The sequence below is a fragment of the Mesorhizobium sp. M6A.T.Cr.TU.014.01.1.1 genome (genome assembly GCF_004022765.1).
Taxonomy (GTDB): Bacteria; Pseudomonadota; Alphaproteobacteria; order Rhizobiales; family Rhizobiaceae; genus Mesorhizobium; species Mesorhizobium mediterraneum.
In genome coordinates, this window is sequence record NZ_RZPG01000003.1 from 176,349 (window position 1) to 191,878 (window position 15,530).

The following is a 15,530-nucleotide window of genomic DNA, read 5'->3' on the forward strand; positions in this document are numbered from 1 at the left end:
CATGAGTGACATACTGATCCGCCGTCCGGATGCGATGGAGCCCGTCACTCGCCCCGGCATTATACGCCATCGGTGCCAGCATCCCGGCTGCGCCAAGAATGCGGGATGGAGCTTTGCCAAGCCGAGGCAGACGCCGCACTGGCTCTGTTTCGAGCACCGCGCCAACGGCGAGCGATATCTGTGAGGAAACCTTAATGCCCAGACAGTTGGACCCCTCCCTCTCCGCCAGTTCCGCCGAGTCTACGCTATTCTGCGAAATAACTGCCCAATCACCGCATCTAGCCGAACGAGCTTCTGCGGGACTTGACTTGAGCGGACACGACTCGCCTCAGATCATTCTTAATGCCGAACTTAATGCGGATTAGGGCGAGGCCGCGATCTGAGGAGCAACCATCATGAGCATAGCGAGCGACGCCCGCTTCTGGGACCGCAGTTCACGGAAATACGCCATGGGCGCGATTGCGGATCAGGCCGGATATGAGCGCACGCTGGACCGGACCCGCGCCCTGTTGGGACCAGGCGACAGGGTGCTGGAGCTGGGTTGCGGAACAGGAACAACCGCGCTCCGGCTCGCGGGCGATGTTCAAAACTATCTTGCGACGGATATTTCCGCCGGAATGATCGCGATTGCCAACGAGAAACACGCCGCTGGCCCCATCCCGGCGCTTGTCTTCCGCACCGCGACCGTAGACGCGCTTGCGCCTGACGACGAGCAGTTTAACGCGGTTCTGGGATTCAACTATCTCCATATGGTCCGCGACCTGCCTGGCACTCTGCGCCGCATCCACGCCTTACTTGCAGCGGAGGGCTTGTTCATCTCCAAGACACCCTGCGTCGGCGATATGAACCCACTCATCCGGCTTGCCTTGCTGCCCGCAATGCACGCGATCGGCAAAGCACCCTATGCAGGCGTCTTTCGGGCGGCAGACCTGAGCCAGCATATCTGTGCCGCGGGCTTCGACGTTCTTGCCACCGAAAGCCACGCAACGAAGGGCAACGACAACCGTCCCTACATCGTGGCTCGCAAGAGGACGTGAGCGGCCGAGGCTGCAGCGTATCGGTCAGGGCTGCTGGATTGCTGCGAGCTTCCAGTCGCCACCGTTCTGACGTGTGAAGGTCCACAGTTCGGTCGTTTCCGTCGGCTGATCGGCTTCGCCCGCGACGATCTTGCCGCTGGCGCGATCACGCATCACGTCGAGAGACTCGTAGCGCAGCGCAGCCGTCGCGTAGTCGCGATCGTCTTCCCGCCAGCTCTCCGCAATATCGGCCTCCAACAGGCTGACGTCAGACACGTCGTTCCTGATGCCCTTTTTGGCATTATCGGCAAGTTCCTCGGACAGGTACGACACCATCTCGGGGGTCGCCAGCCGGCGCAGGCCAGCATGATCTTCGCGTCCGAACGCTTCCTGAACCTCCGTCAACCGTTGCTGGAATGTGTCGAGGTCGGCCGGCGTCATTGTGATTTCATCGGAGGCTTGAGCCGTCCGGCCAAATCCAGACCCGATGCCTGGAATGGCGAAAGACGACACGTTGCCCGTCTCGGGCTGGCCTGCCGCGTTTCGCCCGAAGTTGCCCATGCTCCGCGGAACACCGGCCATGGCGGGCGCTTGGTTGCGTGCCGATTGCGACCGGAAAAAGCGGATGGCCAACATGATCGCGCCGCCGATCAGCAGACCTTGAAGCAGCAGGCCCAACATGCCAGCCAAGCCGCCGAACCCTTGACCCAAAAGAAGTCCGATCAGACCGCCGAGCAGCAGGCCACGCATCATCGAACCGCCGAGGCCGCTGAAGATCCCTGGTCGTTGGGATGCCGGCGTCTGGCGGGCCGCATTGTTCGTCGCGGGCGTCATCGAGCGCTCGACCGGCGCGGCCGGCTGTGGCGCCGTCCTCGTCGGCGGGACCGACTGGAAAGTGCGCGTGCCGCGGCTGCCGAAGCTGCCGCCACGGCGCGCCTCGGCGTAATCGGCCGTGACCATGGAAAGTGCCAGGAACAGTCCTGCAAACAAAACTGCAAACCGGCTCGAACGCGAAATCATCATAGCAAACCCTTAAGCGACACTCTTGCCGCTCATATGGGGTGCGCCGATCGAAATATCAGTGACCCGCACCAGCCATTGAGGAGAAATTCCGTTACCGCCTCTCCACCAGGCACGGCAGCTGACGTGATCCTTCTGCTAAATTGTGCGTTGTTGCCTGAGGGCACGCCGAGGGAGACGAACAATGTTTGCAGGTTTCAGCGCCACCAGCTTGCAACTGGACGAGACGACCATTTTCGCAAGGGTCGGCGGAACGGGTCCGCCGCTGCTGCTACTTCATGGTTTTCCCGAGACACATCTGATGTGGAGAGATATCGCCACAGCATTGGCGCCCCGCTTTACGGTGATCGCCGCCGATCTTCGAGGCTACGGGCAAAGCGGGTGTCCGATTTCCTCTGCCGATCATAGTCCATACGCCAAACGCGCCATGGCCGGCGACATGGTTCAAGTCATGAAGCGGCTGGGGTTTGAGCAGTTCATGGTTGCCGGACATGATCGCGGCGGGCGGGTCGCCTATCGCCTGGCGCTCGACCATCCCGGCGAAATCTCCAAAGTCGCCGTCCTCGACGTCATCCCCACCGCCGCCGCGTGGGATAGGGCGGACGCCAGGCTGGCTCTGAGCTTCTGGCCCTGGAGCCTTCTTGCGCAACCGGAGCCTCTGCCGGAGCGACTGATAGGCGCGGCGCCCGATGCCATCGTCGACAATGCGATTGTGCAGTGGGGGTCGCCGGCAGAAATGTTCTCTGCGGAGGTCAGGGACGCCTATGTCGATGCGCTTCGCGATGCCGTTCATGTTCATGCGATATGCGAAGAGTATCGGGCCGCTGCCATGATCGATCGTGAACATGACGCGCTGGACCAGGCAAACGGTCGTCGCATCGAGTGTCCGCTCCTGGCGCTATGGAGTAGCGAAGGCGCCGTGGAGAACTGGTATGCGGAGGAAGGCGGGCCGCTGGCTATTTGGAGAAAATGGGCCGACAGCGTTGAAGGAAGCCCTGTCCCAGGCGGGCACCTCTTTCCAGAAGAGCATCCTCACCAGACCGCAGCGGCTCTCTCGAAATTCTTCGAGGATAATAGGGGGAATGACGCGTCGAACAGAGTATTGTAGACGTCATATGCGTCCGTTACTCAGAACCTCGGGAGCGCTCCGCGGCTCGAGATCGAGAACCCTCTGATATTCGCCCGTCGGCGTCAAACCTGCTTGATAAAAAATGAAGGCGATCACTGCAGCCACGCTTCTGATAGGCAGCTTCGTATTTGTCGGAGGTTGCGCATCGCCCTTCCACGCATCTTTCGATGCCGCGAAATACGACAAGATGAGCTGTGTCGAACTCAACGTAGCCATGGGCGAAGTTTCCAAGGAGATGTCGGCGACAGCGATCACCCGGGGCAAAGTCGCGAAAACCAATATTCCGGATTGGCTATGGGGAGCCCGGCGTGTCGCCTCTACCGTCACTGCCCGCCAGAGCGCGAGAATCGAGCGCTTGCGGCAGCAGGAGGCTGCGATCGCGGCGGTGAGACGAAGCAAGTGCTGATTGCGGCGCCGGAGTGGTCTGGTGGCTGTCGGCATGATCGCGTTGATACAGCCCTCAGCCCGATGCCCCGGATTGGTGCGCGGCGATCGCGCTCAGAAAAATCTGACCGAATTCCCTAAGCTTCGCGGCGCCGACACCGTTGACTGCGGCGAAGGCGTCGAGGTCGCGCGGGCAGCGTTCGGCCATGTCGATCAGTGTGCGATCGGAGAAGATCACGAAGGCCGGCACCTGGCGCTCCCGGGCGAGACGCAGCCGTACCGCCTTGAGCGTGGCCAAGAGAGCGGTATCCAGGTCTTCCGTGCACGCGGCAGCATCGGGACGTGTCTTGCCGCGCGGTGCGCGGTTCCGCACCTCTACGCGATACCGGAACGGGACATCGCCACGGGCCAGCTCACGGCCCTTTTCGGCGATGGCGAGGCCGCCATGGCCGCCTGAGTCCAATGTCAGAAACCCTCCCGCGACGAGCTGGCGGACCAGCGACAGCCACACGTCCTTCTTGTGCGCCACACCGGTCCCGAAGCTGGCAAGCCTGTGATGGTTCTTGGCCAGGACCTTCTCGGTTTCGTGGCCGAGCAGAACATCGACGACATGGGCAGCACCAAAGCGCTCGCCGGTCTGGGCGATGGCCGCGAGGATGATCCGTGCCTCCGCCTCGCCATCCGCATGCGGCGTCTGGTCAAGGCAATTGTCGCAATTGCCGCAAGGCATTGCTGTTTCGCCGAAGTAGCCAAGCAGGATCTGGCGGCGGCACTGGGCCGTTTCGCAATAGCCGATCAGCGTATCGAGGCGGCCATGCGCGCGCCTTTTATGCTCCGCCGGTGCGTCCTCGTCTTCGATGAAAAGCCGGCGCATGCGGATATCGCCGAGACCGAAGAGCATATGTGCCTCGGCAGCCCGCCCGTCGCGGCCCGCGCGCCCAATTTCCTGATAGTACGCTTCGAGGCTGCCGGGCAGATCGGTATGGAAGACATAGGCGACGTCAGGCTTGTCGATCCCCATGCCGAAGGCGATGGTCGCCACCATCACCACGCCGGACAAGGTCATGAAAGCGTTTTGATTTGCTTCACGCGCGTCCTTGCTCATGCCGGCGTGGTAGGCCAGCGCGCGCACGCCGTTCTTCTCGAGGAACGCCGCTATCTCCTCGGTCTTCTTGCGCGACAGGCAATAGACGATCCCGCTACGGCCGGCATGACGCTCTACGAAGCTCAGCAATTGGCGCTTGCCGTCCTGCTTGGGCTCGATGCCAAGCTTGATGTTCGGCCGGTCGAAACCCAGCACCAGGGTTTCGACGCGCCCGGCGAACAGCTGCGCAGCGATGTCGGTGCGTGTCGCCTCGTCCGCTGTCGCCGTCAGCGCAATGATCGGCACGTCAGGGAAAATGTCGCGCAGCCGCGACAACTCCTCGTATTCGCGCCGGAACGCCGGGCCCCATTGCGAGATGCAATGCGCCTCATCGACGGCGATCAGCCGGATGTCGAGCCTGGCCAGTGCCTCGAGCATCCGCGCGGTCATGAGCCGCTCCGGCGCAAGATAGAGCAGGCGCGTCTGGCCCGCCGCAACGCGGCGCCATGCGGCGACATTGGCATCGCGGTCGAGTGAGGAATTGATCGTATCGGCCGCCACGCCGGCAAGACGCAATGCGGCGACCTGGTCCTGCATCAACGCCACCAGGGGCGAAACGACGATGGTGAGCCCGCCCAGGACCAGCGCCGGGACCTGATAGCAGAGCGATTTGCCAGCGCCGGTCGGCATCACAGCCAGCACATGACGCCCGGCCAGCAGCGCCTCCGTCACAGCGTCCTGGCCGGGCCGAAAATCATCGAAGCCGAACACGTCCTTCAGGACGCGCCGCTTAGGATCCTCCGCCCGGACGCTCGCCGTCGATACCTGCATCAGGGAATTTCTATGATCGGCGCCGCCTGAAAAGGCAGGGCGGGAACGGTCAGGAGCAGCGGTGGCATGACCTGCCAAAGCTCCCCGGCGAATCTCCAGCTGACTGCCTTGACCGCGGTTTCGAACACTTGATCCCCCTTCAAGTCCTGTCTCCGTCGGCGCCAACTGAAAGAATATCTCCCTCATTGGCGGATATGGGATCGTGATTCCAGCCCCTATTCGCTTTGGCTGTGAATATCGCGTCGACTCTGGCCGGTTAATCCTATCTTCATCATAATTCGGCAGGTTCAGGTTCTGCGGTGATGTTTTGAGTACCGCGGCGCCACAAGCGCCCAGGCAACACGCCCGCGTCTCTCCGGAGGCGCGGGCTTTTCGTTTGCGGGATATGCTGGAAGCGCCTGCCCCTCGGCCGGACACACGCCGCGATGACCTGCCTTCACGCGGCTTCAGTCGATAAAATCGGCGCGGTGCGGCGTAAAGCTGTCGACCAGGCGCCCGGCCTCGAGCGCCCTGACGCCATGAACCAGGTTGGAAGGGACAATGAAGCTGCTTCCCGTCTCCAGGATCTCGGTCCTGCCGTCGATGGTGACCTCGAAGCGGCCTTCGGCGACGTAGCTCGCCTGGACATGCGGGTGCGAATGCAGCGCGCCGACACCGTCCTTGTCGAACCCGAACTCGACCATCATCAGTTCGTCCGTGTGCAGCAGCACACGCCTGCGATTGCCGTCCGGCGTCGGCGTCCATGCGCCCTCGCCGGCGTGCGAGAAGATCTTCGTTCCGGTCATCGCCAAATCCTCCTCATCGCGCCAGCCAGCCGCCGTCCACCGGCACCACCGCGCCATGCATATAGTTGGACGCCGGCGCCAGCAGGAAGACAGCCGCGTCGCCGATGTCTTCCGGACCGCCCCAGCGCCCGGCCGGAATGCGCGCCAGAATGGCGGCGCTGCGGTCTGGATCGGCACGCAGCGCCTCGGTGTTGTTGGTTTCGATATAGCCGGGCGCAATGCCGTTGACGTTGATGCCTTTCGACGCCCATTCGCAGGCGAGCAATCGGGTGATGCCGAGCACGCCGTGTTTCGAGGCGGTATAGGAGGCGACGCGGATGCCGCCCTGAAAGCTGAGCATCGACGCGATGTTGACGATCTTGCCGCGCCGCCCCGGATCGGCAAGCACGCGCCGGGCAAAGCTCTGGCCGAGAAAAAAGACCGTCTTCAGATTGACGTCCGTGACGTCGTCCCAATCGGCTTCCGTCAGATCGACGGCGTCGGCGCGCCGAATGATGCCGGCATTGTTGACCAGCCCATCGAGCGGCCCGGTTTCGTCCCAGACGCGATCGAGCATCGCCTGGGCGGCGGCATGATCGGCAAGATCGCAGCGTTCCGCCTCGAAGCGTCCGCCCACCGCCGCGACCTTTTCCGCCGTCTCGTCCATCGCCGAACGGCCGACGCCGACCACAGCACCACCGGCGCGCGCGATCGACAGGGCGATGCCTTGACCGATGCCGGTGTTGGCGCCGGTGACAAGGATGCGCTTGCCGGCGAGGCTGAAAGCCGAGAGGTCGCTCACCGCAGCTCTTCCATCGCTACCGGATCGACATCGGTATAGTCGACATTGTCGCCGGCCATCGCCCAGATGAAGGCGTAGTTGGAGGTGCCGGCGCCCGAATGGATCGACCATCCCGGCGACAGCACCGCTTCTTCATTGCGCATGACGAGGTGGCGGGTCTCGTCCGGTTCGCCCATGAAATGGAACACGCGCGCCGCTTCCGGTAGGTCGAAATAGAGGTAGGCCTCCATGCGTCGGTCATGCACATGGCACGGCATGGTGTTCCAGACCGAGCCTGACGCAAGCTGGGTCATGCCGACGACGAGCTGGCAGGTTTTGACGCCTCCGGCATGGATGAACTGGAAGATCGAGCGCTCGTTGCAGGTCGCCTGGCTGCCGAGGTCGAGCCGCTTGGCATCGCCGATGCGGATCAGCTGGCTGGGATGGCTCTGATGCGCCGGCGCGCTGAGCAGATAGAACTTGGCCGGCTCGGCCGGATTGACTGAGGCGAACGACACCTCATTGGCGCCCATGCCGAGATACAGCATGTCGCGCGGCTGCAGCTCGTAGGATTGGCCGCTCGCCTTCACCATGCCGGCGCCGCCTATGTTGACGGCGATCATTTCGCGGCGATCGAGAAAGTTCTTGGTCCCGGTCGGCTTGATCGCCTCCAGCGGCAGCGGCGTGCCCGCGGGCATGGCGCCGCCGACGATCATGCGGTCATAATGCGTGTAGGTCAGGCCGATGCGGCCTAACTGGAACAGGCCTTCGATCAGGAAATTGTGGCGAAGCTCGTCCGTCCCCATCGCCGCGGCGGTAACAGGGTCGATGGCGAAGCGCGAGGTGAAGTCCGTGTGATTGTCAGTGTGATTCATTGCTGTCCCATTGGGCTGCCTCATTGGTCATTCGGTTGCCGCGGCCTTAACCGACTCAGCATAAAAACTTTGACGTGCGTGCAGCCGCTCACGATAGCGCTGCTGGCTAGCGGTGAGATGCGCGCGCATGGCTTCGCGCGCGGACTCGGCATCGCCTGTCGTAATGGCATTCAGGATCACCAGATGCTCGCCTTGCAGTCCCCGCTGGTAGACGTCGGATTGGGCGAGCTCGGTGGACCACGGTGACGTCACGTCGCAAGGAATGGCGCGCCGGCCGAGCACGTCGAGCATCTCGACATAGAACGGGTTGTTGGTGGCGCTGGCGATCGCGCGGTGGAAGGCAAGGTCGGCCGGACCCGTCGGCTCGCTGTTCAAGAGCAGCCTCTCGAACTCGAAGAACGCCTCCTGGATCGCCGCTTCCTGCGCGGCATTGCGACGGATAGCGGCGAGCCCGGCGGATTCGATCTCGATCGCCAGGCGCACTTCGAGCACGTTGAGCGCGATCGAATCCTTGCTGCCCATGTCCGCGGCCAGCGCGCCGAACATCGTCGATATATGCTCGGTGACGAAGACACCGGCGCCCTGGCGCGGCTCAACCAGACCGTCGGCAGCGAGCTTGGCCAGCGCTTCGCGGATGACGGTGCGGCTGACCCCGAAGGTTTCGGTCAGCTGACCCTCGGTCGGCAGCTTTTGGCCTGGCTGGATCTCGCCCGCCTGCAACTGCTTGCGGATCGCCGCGACCACGGTCTCCGACAGCTTGGGCTTGCGTTCGACCTTCAGGCTGATCGCCGTATCCGATGCCATTGCCAACCCCTATTTGAAGACGCTCGGCAGCCATAGCGAGATGGCCGGAATGTAAGTGACGAGCCCCAGCACCACGAGGCCTGCCCCATAGAATGGCCAGATCGAGCGCATCGCTTCCCAGACGGATATTTTGCCCACCGCGCACGCCACGAACTGCACCGCGCCCACCGGCGGCGTGTTCAGCCCGATGCCGAAGTTGAGGATCATGATGACGCCGAAATGCACCGGATCGACGCCGTAGGCCTGTGCCACGGGCAGGAAGATCGGCGTGCAGATGATGATCGTCGGCCCCATGTCCATGAAGGTGCCGAGGAACAGCATCAAGACGTTGAGCAGGAGAAGCACGACCAGCGGATCTTCCGAGATCGCGTTCATCGAGGCTATGAGCGCCGCCGGCACTTTCAGGAAGGCCATCAACCACGAGAACGCCGCCGCCATGCCGATGATGAGCAGCACCATGGCCGTGGTGCGCACGGCGCCATGGGTGGCATGAACGAAACCTTCCCAAGTCATCTGCCGGTAAACGAGGACGGTAACGAGCAGCGCATAGATGACGGCGATGCAGGAACTCTCGGTGGCCGTGAAAATACCCGATCGCACGCCGCCGAAGATGATCGCGATCAGCAGCAGGCCGGGCACCGCGACAGCGAAGAGATGCGCGACGGCGGCGAAACCCGGAAACGGCTCGGTCGGATAGCCGCGGGAGCGCGCCACGAAATAGGCGGTGACCATCAGTGCCAGGGCCAAAAGCAGGCCCGGGATGATGCCGGCCGTGAACAGGTCGGCGATCGAGATCTTTCCGCCTGCCGAGATCGAGTAGATGATCATGTTGTGCGACGGCGGCAGGAGCAACGCGATCAGCGCCGCCATCGACGTGACGTTGACGGCGTAGTCCGCTCCATATCCACGCGCCTTCATCTGCGGGATCATCAAACCGCCGACCGCTGCCGCCTCCGCCACCGCGGAGCCCGAAATGCCGCCGAACAGTGTAGCGGTCGCGATGTTGACCTGCCCGAGACCGCCACGCATGTGGCCGACGAGCGAGCCGGCGAAGGCGACGATCTTGCTGGCGATGCCGCCGCGCACCATCAAGTCGCCGGCGTAGATGAAAAACGGAATGGCCAGCAGCGAAAAGACGCTCATGCCGGAATTCAGGCGCTGGAACACGATGAGCGGCGGCAGGCCCATGTAGAGGACTGTGGCAAAGCTTGCGACGCCGAGGCAGAAAGCGATCGGCGTGCCGATAAGCATCAGAACGGTGAAGACGCCGAAGAGTATCCAGAGTTCCATGGCGTCAGACCTTCACATTCGCTGTGTCGAGTTCGGCTGCGACTTCCGCCGGCGGCAGTTCATCGAGCGCATCGTCGATCGGCGCACCGGAGAGGCGAAGCACGATCCGCTCCAGCGTGAAAAGCACGATGAGCGCGCCTCCCGCGACAAGCGGGACGTAGTCCCAGCCCCCTGATATGCCGAGCGACGGCAAGGTGGCGCCCCAGGTCAAGGCGACCAGCTGGCTGCCATACCAGATCATGCCGATGCCGAAGGCGAGCGCGACGAGGTCCGAGATCATCCTCAGCCAACGCTTGCCGCTTTTCGGCAGCACGTAGAGCAGGACGTCGAAGCCGAGGTGATAGTTCTCGCGCACGCCGACGGCGGCGCCGAGGAAAATGAACCAGCTCATCAGCATCACCGAGCCCTGCTCGGTCCAGCTCGGCGAGCGGTTCAGAACATAGCGGCCGAACACCTGCCAGGCGACGAAGGCGGTCATCAGCACCAGCCCGATGCCGGCGATCCACAGCGCCGCCGTGCTGACGCGCGACATCACGCGCGCGATGCCGGCAAGGGGCGGTCTCTGTTCTGGGCTGAAGGTCACCGGTTCTCTCCGCAAGAGGATGGCGGCGCGGAATGCCCGCGCCGCCGCTTGATCACTGCGCGGCCTTGATGGCCTCGACCATGGCCTTCAGCTTGTCGTCCTTGACGTGCTTCTCGTAGACCGGGCCCATCGCGTCGATGAAGGGCTGCTTGTCCGGCGTCGTGATCTGCGAACCGGCCGCCTCGACCTTGGCACGCGATTCCTTGACCTTGGCGGCCCACAGCTCACGCTGCTTGGCGACGCTTTCCTTGGCCGCCGCCTTGAAGATCGCCTGGTCTTCCGGCGTCAGCTTGTCCCAGCTCGACTTCGCCATGACGAAGGCTTCCGGCACCATCGTGTGCTCGTCGAGCGAATAGAACTTGGCCACTTCCGCATGCTTGGCGGTATCGTAGCTCGGAAAATTATTCTCCGCGCCGTCAATGACCCCGGTCTCGATCGCCGAATACACCTCGCCATACGGCATCGGCGTCGCGTTGGCGCCGAGTGCCGCCACCATGTCGACGAAGATGTCGGACTGGATGACGCGGAACTTCATGCCGGCCAGATCGGCTACAGAGTTGATCGGCTTCTTCGAATTGTAGAAGGAGCGCGCGCCGCCGTCATAGAAGGCAAGCAGCACCAGCCCGACCTGTTCGAACGCCGCCGCGATCTGGTCGCCGACCGCTCCGTCAATGACCTTGTGCATATGGTCTTCCGAGCGGAAGATGTAGGGCAGCGAAGGCACGGTGGTTTCGGGAATAAGCCCGTTGAACGGCGCCATCGAGACGCGGTTGAGGTCGATCACGCCGGAGCGCACCTGCTCGATCGTGTCCTTTTCCTCGCCGAGCTGCGCGGAATGATAAAGCTCGACCGTATAGCGGCCGGCCGTCCGCTCCTTCACAAGCTCGCCGAAATATTTGACCGCCTCGACCGTCGGATAGCCGTCCGGATGCGTGTCGGACGAGCGCAGAACCGTCTGGGCGCTTGCCGTTCCAGCCATCAGTGCGGCGGCAAGCAGCGTAGCTCCCGCCAGTCTAGAAAAATGCAGCATTGGTTTCCTCCCGTTTGAACGATGGCGGCAAGCGCCGTTAGAGCCGGTACGCCTTTTTTGCGAGCGTATAGGCAAGGTCCTGCGCCAACTCGTGCGCCTCTTCCTCGCGGAGCCGGTGCTCGGCGACGAGACGCGCAAGAAAGGCGCAATCGACCCGACGCGCCACATCGTGGCGAGCCGGGATGGATGGAAAAGCGCGGGTATCGTCGTTGAAGCCGACGGTGTTGTAGAAGCCGGCCGTCTCGGTCGTCATCTCGCGGAACCGGCGCATGCCCTCCGGGCTGTCGTGGAACCACCAGGCCGGCCCGAGTTTCAGCGCCGGGTAGACGCCGGCGAGCGGCGCCAGCTCGCGCGCATAGCTGGTCTCGTCCAGCGTGAAGAGGATGATGGTAAGGTCGCGCTCCAGCCCGACGCAGTCGAGCAGCGGCTTCAGCGCCGTCACATAGTCGGTTCTGGTCGGGATATCGAAACCCTTGTCCCTGCCGAACCTCTGGAAGACGGCAGGCGAGTGATTGCGAAAGGAGCCGGGATGGATTTGCAAGACAAGCCCATCGTCGCGGCTCATCTTGGCCATCTCGGTCAGCATCTGGGCACGAAACAGTTTTCGCTCGCGCTCGTCATCCGAGCCCCGGCGGATGCGGTTGAACAGCTCCTGCGCGGCGGCATCCGACAGATTGGCGGTCTCCGCCGTTGGATGGCCGTGATCCGACGCGGTCGCGCCGAAACTCTTGAAGAAGGCTCGTCTCTGGCGATGCGCATCGAGATAGCCGGCCCAGTTACCGGTATCGCAGCCGGTGATTTCTCCGAGCTGGTCGAGATTGGCCGAAAACCCTTCGAAATCGGGATCGACGACCGCGTCCGGCCGATAGGCGGTGACGACGCGCCCATCCCAGCCGCTGTCGCGGATCATCTGGTGCCATTTGAGATCGTCGAGCGCGCCTTCGGTCGTCGCGATGACCTCAATGTTGAAGCGCTCGAACAGCGCTCGGGGGCGAAAATTCTCCCACTGCAGCAAGGTCGCGATCATGTCGTAATGGCGGTCGGCGGTTGCGGCCGTCAGCGGCTCTTCGATGCCGAACAGATGGGCAAGCACATGGTCGAACCACAGCCGCGTCGGCGTGCCGCGGAACAGGTAATAGTGCTCGGCGAACCGCCGCCAGATCGTCCTGCCGTCGGTCTCCACCGGTGAGCCGTCGAGCGTTGGCACTCCGAGATCCTCAAGGCGAACGCCCTGGCTGAACAGCATGCGGAAGATGTAATGGTCCGGCACAACAAGCAATTGCGCCGGATCGGCAAACGCCTCGTTGAGCGCATACCAGCGCGGATCGGTGTGACCATGCGGGCTGACGATCGGCAGGTTCTTCACGCCGGCGTAAAGATCGCGGGCAAGCGAAAGCGGACGCGTCTCCGATGGAAACAGCAAATCCGGATCGGTCAGCACGGCCACATCAATCCTCCCAATACGGCAATCGGTAGGATCGGAAAGAAGTAATGTCAACATACAAAAATCGGGTTGTTATATGATGACTTGATGGCGGTGACCCATTGTGCAGGATGGAAACGGATGTTACGCCGCTGCCAGCCACGCCTCCGGACGATCGCCGCACCATGACCAACAGACGCCTTTCCAACAGCACGCTGCAGGCATTGCCGGCTCTGGCCGCGATCCCTGGATATGATCGCGACCAGATCGTGCCAGGCATCGTCCATCTCGGCGTCGGCGCGTTCCACCGCGCTCATCAGGCAGCCTATGTCGACGACTGCCTGGCGACGGGAGAGACGGATTGGGGCATTGTCGGCGTCTCGCTGCGCAGCGCCGACACACGCGACGCGCTGGCGCCGCAGGACGGGCTCTACACGCTGGCGGTCAGAAGCAGCGACAGTGAAAGCCTGCGCGTCGTCGGCTCGATCCTGTCGATGCTGGTGGCCCCGGAAGATCCGGGCGCGGTGCTGGCCGCGCTGACCGATCCGCGCACCTCGATCGTCACGCTGACGATCACCGAAAAAGCCTATCTCAGGGCGGCGGGCGGCGGGCTGGACACAGCTCATCCCGACATCGTCCATGATTTGGCGAACCCGCAAATGCCGCGAACGGCGCATGGTTTCCTGACCGAGTCGCTTGCGCGCCGCCGTGCCGCCGGCATCCGGCCATTCACCGTGCTCTGCTGCGACAATCTCCCGGCCAATGGCGCCACGCTGCACAGGCTGCTGGTCGAATTCGCCGCGCTACGCGGTACCAGGCTCGCCACTTCAGGCGATGCCAGGCTCGCCACTTCAGGCGATGCCGATCTCGCCCGCCATATCGCCGACGAGGTGGCGTTTCCGTCGAGCATGGTCGATCGCATCGTGCCGGCGACCACCGATGCCGACCGGACACGGATATCAGGCCAGCTCGGCGTCGAAGACGCGTGGCCGGTGATGACCGAGCCATTCTGCCAATGGGTGGTCGAAGACGATTTCCCGGCGGGCAGGCCGGCCTGGGAAAAGTTCGGCGTCACCATGGTCGGTGATGTCGGGCCGTTCGAGGACATGAAGCTCAGGCTGCTCAACGGCTCGCATTCGGCCATCGCCTATCTCGGCCTGCTCAGCGGATATGAGACGGTCGACCGCGCCTTTGCCGATCCGGCGATCCGGCAATTCGTCGACGGATTATGGGCCGAGGCCATCCCGACGCTGCCGCAGGGCGCCGGGCTAGACACGACCGACTACACGGCCCAACTCGCTAAGCGTTATTCGAACACCGCGCTTGCCCACCGGACGGCGCAGATCGCCAATGACGGCAGCCAGAAACTGCCGCAGCGCATCGTTGCCTCCGCCATGGAGCGGCTGAGTGCCGGTGCCCCGCCCGCGCATCTGATGCTGGTGGCGGCCGCCTGGATCGCCGCCTGCGAGGCGCGCGGCAAATCCCTGCCGGAAAACCATTTCACCGACCCGCTCGACTTGGCCCTGGCCGCACTTGGCACTCGACAGCTATCGGCTGGCGAAGCGGTGGCGGCGGTGTTCGACCTGGCCGGCTTCGCCAAAGGCGGCACAGAGCGCCTGACGCTGATCGACCTAGCGGCCGCCCATCTCGAACGGTTGCGGCAAGGCGGAGTGGCCTTCGCCCTCGCCGCACTCGGCATACGGAGCGAATGAACCTAGGGGACCTAGCGCTGGCTAGGATCGGATTGCGGAGGTCGGCGGGACAGCGCCCCCCTCTGTCCTGCCGGACATCTCCCCCACAAGGGGGGAGATTGGCAGCTCTGATGCCGGCGCCAGTTCTGCAATGTTGGAGATTTGCGAAAGCCGCAGTGACGGCCGATCTCCCCACCCGTGGGGGAGATGTCCGGCAGGACAGAGGGGGCCGCGAAGGAACGCGACGGAAGCTTTATCCTGGGCCGTCCTACTCTTGGCCGATGTCGTAGCATAAATCCCAGGACCTACGCTCCGCTTCGCCCTGAATGGCGAGGGATAGCCCAGCCTCTATGCCGGCAGGATGGCGCCTTCGAGTGTGGTGAGCTGGCTAAGGAACTGCTCGGCCTTGGTACGGGTCTGATCGTCCTTGGCGTCGGCGGCGTCTTCCCTGGCTTCCTGGATGCGGCGGGCAAGGTCGGCGCGGTCGATGTCGCCGACGGCTACCGCCGATTCTGCCAGCAACGTGCAGCCAGCCGGAACGATGTCGGCAAAGCCGCCGAACACGACGTAGCGTTCTTCCCTGCCGGCGGCGGTCTTCACCGTGACGACGCCCGGCTTGATCGTGGTCATGACCGGCGCGTGATACGCCATGACAGTCATTTCGCCTTCGGCGCCCGGAATGACGACGGATTCGACCTGCTCGGAAACCAGCAGGCGCTCCGGCGAGACCAGTTCGAATTTGAAAGCTTCAGCCATGTCAATTTAGTGAGTAGGGAATAGTGAGTAGGGAGTAGGGAGAGGACAATTGTCCCGATCACCCGGCTG

Annotated in this window: 16 protein-coding genes; 5 read left to right on the forward strand and 11 right to left on the reverse strand. The window is 63.3% G+C overall.

Annotated elements, in window-relative coordinates; genetic code table 11:
* The first annotated feature begins 1 nt into the window (after position 1).
* Together EN885_RS05780 and EN885_RS05785 are read left to right on the forward strand one after the other, a co-directional pair.
* Complete coding sequence (locus EN885_RS05780; RefSeq protein ID WP_127205609.1) at positions 2 to 184, forward strand: hypothetical protein; 183 nt, start codon at positions 2 to 4, stop codon at positions 182 to 184.
* Positions 185 to 395: 211 nt separating this feature from the next.
* Positions 396 to 1,037: a class I SAM-dependent methyltransferase gene (locus EN885_RS05785; RefSeq protein ID WP_095487530.1), complete on the forward strand. Its 642-nt coding sequence runs from the start codon at positions 396 to 398 to the stop codon at positions 1,035 to 1,037.
* 24 nt (positions 1,038 to 1,061) lie between these two features.
* On the opposite strand, the gene EN885_RS05790 is transcribed toward EN885_RS05785, so the two are convergent.
* A complete protein-coding gene (locus EN885_RS05790; RefSeq protein ID WP_095487713.1) occupies positions 1,062 to 2,036 on the reverse strand; it encodes a Tim44 domain-containing protein in 975 nt (324 codons plus the stop codon).
* 184 nt (positions 2,037 to 2,220) lie between these two features.
* Here EN885_RS05790 and EN885_RS05795 point away from each other — a divergent pair, with 184 nt between their 5' ends.
* On the forward strand, positions 2,221 to 3,144 hold the full coding sequence (locus tag EN885_RS05795; protein ID WP_095487532.1) for an alpha/beta hydrolase: 924 nt from the start codon (positions 2,221 to 2,223) through the stop codon (positions 3,142 to 3,144).
* Positions 3,145 to 3,247: 103 nt separating this feature from the next.
* Positions 3,248 to 3,571 (forward strand): hypothetical protein, encoded by a 324-nt coding sequence (locus EN885_RS05800; RefSeq protein WP_127288342.1) that lies wholly within the window; start codon positions 3,248 to 3,250, stop codon positions 3,569 to 3,571.
* A 54-nt stretch (positions 3,572 to 3,625) separates the two neighbouring features.
* Here EN885_RS05800 and recQ read toward each other — a convergent pair whose 3' ends face one another.
* The 9 genes from recQ to uxaC form a co-directional block, all read right to left on the reverse strand.
* Positions 3,626 to 5,464: a DNA helicase RecQ gene (recQ, locus tag EN885_RS05805; protein ID WP_128241782.1), complete on the reverse strand. Its 1,839-nt coding sequence runs from the start codon at positions 5,462 to 5,464 to the stop codon at positions 3,626 to 3,628.
* A gap of 446 nt (positions 5,465 to 5,910) precedes the next feature.
* Entirely contained in the window at positions 5,911 to 6,249 is a 339-nt protein-coding gene (locus tag EN885_RS05810) for a cupin domain-containing protein (RefSeq protein ID WP_095487715.1), read from the reverse strand.
* Positions 6,250 to 6,262: 13 nt separating this feature from the next.
* Positions 6,263 to 7,030: a 2-dehydro-3-deoxy-D-gluconate 5-dehydrogenase KduD gene (gene kduD / locus EN885_RS05815; RefSeq protein ID WP_095487547.1), complete on the reverse strand. Its 768-nt coding sequence runs from the start codon at positions 7,028 to 7,030 to the stop codon at positions 6,263 to 6,265.
* Positions 7,027 to 7,884 carry a 5-dehydro-4-deoxy-D-glucuronate isomerase gene (gene kduI / locus EN885_RS05820; protein WP_095487549.1) on the reverse strand — a complete coding sequence of 286 codons (858 nt, stop codon included), beginning with the start codon at positions 7,882 to 7,884 and terminating at the stop codon, positions 7,027 to 7,029. Before kduI ends, kduD begins: the two co-directional genes overlap by 4 nt.
* 27 nt (positions 7,885 to 7,911) lie before the next feature.
* Positions 7,912 to 8,688 (reverse strand): FadR/GntR family transcriptional regulator, encoded by a 777-nt coding sequence (locus EN885_RS05825; RefSeq protein ID WP_126104481.1) that lies wholly within the window; start codon positions 8,686 to 8,688, stop codon positions 7,912 to 7,914.
* Between the two features lie 9 nt (positions 8,689 to 8,697).
* Entirely contained in the window at positions 8,698 to 9,978 is a 1,281-nt protein-coding gene (locus EN885_RS05830) for a TRAP transporter large permease (protein ID WP_128241783.1), read from the reverse strand.
* A 4-nt stretch (positions 9,979 to 9,982) separates the two neighbouring features.
* Positions 9,983 to 10,510 carry a TRAP transporter small permease gene (locus EN885_RS05835; protein ID WP_128241815.1) on the reverse strand — a complete coding sequence of 176 codons (528 nt, stop codon included), beginning with the start codon at positions 10,508 to 10,510 and terminating at the stop codon, positions 9,983 to 9,985.
* Between the two features lie 103 nt (positions 10,511 to 10,613).
* Positions 10,614 to 11,591, reverse strand: coding sequence for a TRAP transporter substrate-binding protein (locus EN885_RS05840; RefSeq protein WP_127206166.1), 978 nt, complete (start codon positions 11,589 to 11,591; stop codon positions 10,614 to 10,616).
* Between the two features lie 37 nt (positions 11,592 to 11,628).
* Entirely contained in the window at positions 11,629 to 13,038 is a 1,410-nt protein-coding gene (gene uxaC, locus EN885_RS05845; RefSeq protein ID WP_128241784.1) for a glucuronate isomerase, read from the reverse strand.
* 161 nt (positions 13,039 to 13,199) lie between these two features.
* Between uxaC and EN885_RS05850 the strand changes: the two genes are divergently transcribed.
* The gene (locus tag EN885_RS05850) at positions 13,200 to 14,726 is read left to right on the forward strand and encodes a mannitol dehydrogenase family protein (protein WP_164897788.1); all 1,527 of its coding nucleotides are present in this window, start codon (positions 13,200 to 13,202) and stop codon (positions 14,724 to 14,726) included.
* 327 nt (positions 14,727 to 15,053) lie between these two features.
* Here the strand turns inward: EN885_RS05850 and EN885_RS05860 are convergent, their stop codons facing one another.
* Positions 15,054 to 15,461 (reverse strand): F0F1 ATP synthase subunit epsilon, encoded by a 408-nt coding sequence (locus tag EN885_RS05860; protein WP_128241786.1) that lies wholly within the window; start codon positions 15,459 to 15,461, stop codon positions 15,054 to 15,056.
* Positions 15,462 to 15,530 lie beyond the last annotated feature (69 nt).

Coding starts and splice junctions, on each gene's coding strand:
- EN885_RS05780 (WP_127205609.1), top strand. CDS start 2: ATGAGTGACATACTGATCCGCCGTCCGGATGCGATGGAGCCCGTCACT.
- EN885_RS05785 (WP_095487530.1), top strand. CDS start 396: ATGAGCATAGCGAGCGACGCCCGCTTCTGGGACCGCAGTTCACGGAAA.
- EN885_RS05790 (WP_095487713.1), bottom strand. CDS start 2,036: ATGATTTCGCGTTCGAGCCGGTTTGCAGTTTTGTTTGCAGGACTGTTC.
- EN885_RS05795 (WP_095487532.1), top strand. CDS start 2,221: ATGTTTGCAGGTTTCAGCGCCACCAGCTTGCAACTGGACGAGACGACC.
- EN885_RS05800 (WP_127288342.1), top strand. CDS start 3,248: ATGAAGGCGATCACTGCAGCCACGCTTCTGATAGGCAGCTTCGTATTT.
- recQ (WP_128241782.1), bottom strand. CDS start 5,464: ATGCAGGTATCGACGGCGAGCGTCCGGGCGGAGGATCCTAAGCGGCGC.
- EN885_RS05810 (WP_095487715.1), bottom strand. CDS start 6,249: ATGACCGGAACGAAGATCTTCTCGCACGCCGGCGAGGGCGCATGGACG.
- kduI (WP_095487549.1), bottom strand. CDS start 7,884: ATGAATCACACTGACAATCACACGGACTTCACCTCGCGCTTCGCCATC.
- EN885_RS05825 (WP_126104481.1), bottom strand. CDS start 8,688: ATGGCATCGGATACGGCGATCAGCCTGAAGGTCGAACGCAAGCCCAAG.
- EN885_RS05830 (WP_128241783.1), bottom strand. CDS start 9,978: ATGGAACTCTGGATACTCTTCGGCGTCTTCACCGTTCTGATGCTTATC.
- EN885_RS05835 (WP_128241815.1), bottom strand. CDS start 10,510: ATGTCGCGCGTCAGCACGGCGGCGCTGTGGATCGCCGGCATCGGGCTG.
- EN885_RS05840 (WP_127206166.1), bottom strand. CDS start 11,591: ATGCTGCATTTTTCTAGACTGGCGGGAGCTACGCTGCTTGCCGCCGCA.
- EN885_RS05850 (WP_164897788.1), top strand. CDS start 13,200: ATGACCAACAGACGCCTTTCCAACAGCACGCTGCAGGCATTGCCGGCT.
- EN885_RS05860 (WP_128241786.1), bottom strand. CDS start 15,461: ATGGCTGAAGCTTTCAAATTCGAACTGGTCTCGCCGGAGCGCCTGCTG.